Below are 3,346 nucleotides of genomic sequence, written 5' to 3' on the forward strand. Positions count from 1 at the left end.
CGGCGGTGAAGACCACGGCACCGTCGATCCGGGCACGGATCGCGACGACGCTGGAATGGGGAGCGACGGCGAAGATGACGAGGACGCACCAGGGCAGCATCGTGTTGACCACGCGGCGGTCGATGAAGCCCAGGGGGATCAGGATCGCCAGCACGGCCACCAGTCCCCCCATGAGTTTGCGGTGGCGCGGCATCAGGCGGTCGATCGGCACGAAGCTCCGGCCGAACAGCAGGCCGGAAATCAGGACCAGCAGGATGGCTGTCTGGACCGACGCACCCGCCATCCAGGGCATCCCGCTCCACAGGTACTCGCTCAGGAAACCGGAGGTGGAGGAGATATAGATCGTGATCATCAATTGCATCGTGATCAGGAAGATCTGGCTATGCTCCCGCATCACGCGCCAGATGAAGAACAGATAGACGCAGACCGTGATCAGGATGCCGAACAGCATGCCGAACAGGAGTTGCTCGGACCGGTCGGAAGCGTAGAGCGAGGCGACGGACTGGACGACCAGGGGCAGCCGCAGCGTATCGCGGTTCTCGATCCGGATATAGATGGTGGGCTGTTCGGCCGGCTGGAGACCCAGGGGAAAGACCGGATAGCGATGCGGGAAGATGAAGTACCGGTTCGGCGACAGCATGCCGCTGTTCATCTCGGTCCAGCCGCCGTCCGGGCGCGGGACATAGACCGATATCCTGTCGACCAGGGCCTGCCGGTAGACCAGGAACCATTCGCGCTCCACAGACAGGATGCTGTTGAGAGTGATCCTGCTCCAGATCGCGGACCGCGTGATCCCGAAGCCCGGTTCGTCCTGGGTGGAAGGCGTAAAGTTCATCGAGAACTCGGGCGTGGCGACCTGATCTATGGTCAGCCGCCCCGTCTCGTCGGCGAATACTTCCAGGTCGGGGCCAAGCGCATGGACCGCCGTCTCGTCGACCAGCATGACGGTCCTGCCGGCATTCTGCGCCGGCGACGGCCCAGGACAGGCCAGCAGGAGGCACATTGCCGTGATCAGCACGGGCACCAGCCTGGCGGTGGCCGCTGCGGTGGAGCGCGTCGCTGAATGGTGCATGGGTCTCCCGGGGAGCAATCGCCACGCGAGAATGATCCATCACCCCGATGTCACCAAGCGCCATGTGCCGGCGCGACATCTTGAACCGGGAAGTCTGCGGTTCAGAACTTCATCTTCAAGGCCGCCCGCACCGTGTGGTCGCGGGTCTGGGTAGTGGAGTGATCGATCGTCAGGATGCCGCCGTCGCGGTGAAGGGCCGTCAGGCCGAAGCGGATGCTGGTCACCGTCGGCTGGACCGCCGTGTCGGCCATTTCCTGGATATGCTCGATCCCGGCGCGCGGCGTCAGCGTTCCCCACAGGTAGTCGATGCGGTAGCTGGCCTGGATGCCGAGCGTGCCGGTCGCCATCTCGCCCGATGCATGGGCCATCTCGGCATTCGCGGAGGCATAGTTGAAGCGGGTCAGGGCCGCCAGCACCAGGCTGTCGCCGAACCTCGCTTCCTGCCGCATCCCGATCCCGCCGAACAGCAGGTTGCCCTTGTCCGCTCCGCCCGCGCTCCCTTGCGCAGCCGAGAACGACAGATCGCCGGTGCCGGCGATGGCGTCGAGGGTCAGGCCGGGATTGACCATATGGGCGCCGTAGACCGCAAGGCTGCGGCCCGACAGCTTTTCGGCCGTGGCGATATAGCCGCCGGCAACGCCGATGGAACTGTGCTGGCCGACCTGCATGTCGGCCCCGGCCGTCAAGCCGGGCGTCTCCAGATAGGTCTCGCCGTTCTGGTGGCGCCCGGCTTTCTGGGCCAGCCGGGCGCTGCCGCTGAAGAAGCTTCCGATCGGGCCGGTCCGCTCATCCTTCAGCAGCGACGGCATGAAGCGGGAGAAGGCGCGCAGCGGCACCTGCTTCTCGTCGAACTCCAGCCGCAGCCTTTCGGTGCGGATGCCGCCATTGGGCGCCCCGCCGGCATGCGAGGCGTGAAGATCGTTGAGGCGAGCGATGACCGCCCGCGTCTGCTGTCCGGCGGCCGCGACCGCGCTGTTGATGTCCACGACGGGCTCGGCTCGGGATGAAGCCGTGCAGCCCAATGCGACGGCGGCTGCCGTCAGCCGCGCTGGTATAGATGAAATCCACCGAGGCATCCCCGCCCCCTCCTGTCCTCCGTAACTGGAAGGACAGGGTCGTCGGGTCGGGTTTTGATATGGTTAATGAGATGCTGATAAAATGTCTTCGGACTTAGAAACGCCGCCGCGGGCCAGCAGCAAAGCCGCCGCGAACGGGATCGACGTCATCACGAGGAGGCCTGCCCACTGCAATGCCTCGGTATTTCCGCCGCCTTCGCGAATCACTATCCCGACCGCGCCGAGCAGAAGCAGCACCGTGAACGCCATTGCGGCGGGGGCCGCTTTCGCCAGTCCGGAGAGGGAAAGCGGCTGTCCGGAAACGGCCGGCGCCGGGGCCGGCCCGCCGGGCCGGCCGGTCAGGGCGCCATACACCGTGAAGGCTTTGGCGCCACCGCCCTGTAGCATGACCCGGATCAGCCCCAATGCCGGCAAGGCCAGTCCCGGCACGAAATAGTCGGGGACCGGGAAGTCGCGGTAGCGCCCGTCGAACACCAGCAGCGCTGTCGCGACGATGGCGACGGCGGCCATCAGGGTGGCCGCGGCGTCGCCTAGATGGGCGAACCGGCCGGTGCTTTTGCCGGAAGGATCGGTCAGCAGCCGCGCCGCCGATTCGAGGATGGCCACTGCCAGTACGGCTTCCAGCGCGAACAGCAGCGCCGCGCGGATCGTCTCGAACGTGTAGTAGGTTTCGGTCCAGGCGACATGGGCCGCCAGGACCAGGGCGCTCGCCATGCCCTGGGCCAGCAGGGCCAGCAGGATCGCCCGGCCGGGCCGCAGCCTGGACACCAGCCCCGGCGTCGTCGCGGCGGCGATCAGGACGGCCAGGACGGCGAGACCGCTCGACAGTGCGAAGTGGCGGACCCAGTAAGGGTTCTCGACCACCGGACCGGCCAGCGAGAACTTGCGCTCCCTGTCGGTCGAGTAGAGGCCCCAATTGGCGCCGACGGTGCCCTCGTTGGCCGATTTCCAGCCCTGGTCGAAGGCTTCGACGATGTTGTACTGGAAGCCCTCGCGCTCGGCCATGCGGACGAACTGGTTGATGAAGCGCGCCTTGTTGACCAGACCGGTTTCCGCCGGCCCGCGCGTCCGCCCGGCGGTGGGCCAGCCGACTTCCCCGACCAGGATAGGCTTGCCGGGGAAGCGCTCGCGGATGGCCCTGTAGGCTTCGAGGATGCGTTCCTCGGCGCCTTCGACGCTGGTCGGGATGTCTTCCCAG

Annotated in this window: 3 protein-coding genes; all 3 read right to left on the reverse strand. The window is 66.6% G+C overall.

Annotation, left to right across the window (positions count from 1 at the left end; all coding sequences use genetic code 11):
* Positions 1 to 1,072, reverse strand: a 1,072-nt coding sequence (locus tag AC5JJ6_RS05175; protein WP_496041017.1) for a 7TMR-DISM family protein, incomplete at its 3' end; no start/stop codon positions are given.
* 101 nt (positions 1,073 to 1,173) lie between these two features.
* Positions 1,174 to 2,058, reverse strand: coding sequence for an autotransporter outer membrane beta-barrel domain-containing protein (locus tag AC5JJ6_RS05180; RefSeq protein WP_496041018.1), 885 nt, complete (start codon positions 2,056 to 2,058; stop codon positions 1,174 to 1,176).
* Positions 2,059 to 2,211: 153 nt separating this feature from the next.
* A partial coding sequence (locus AC5JJ6_RS05185) for a glycosyl hydrolase family 17 protein (protein ID WP_496041019.1) occupies positions 2,212 to 3,346 on the reverse strand: 1,135 nt, incomplete at its 5' end.

The organism is Skermanella sp., from assembly GCF_059503625.1.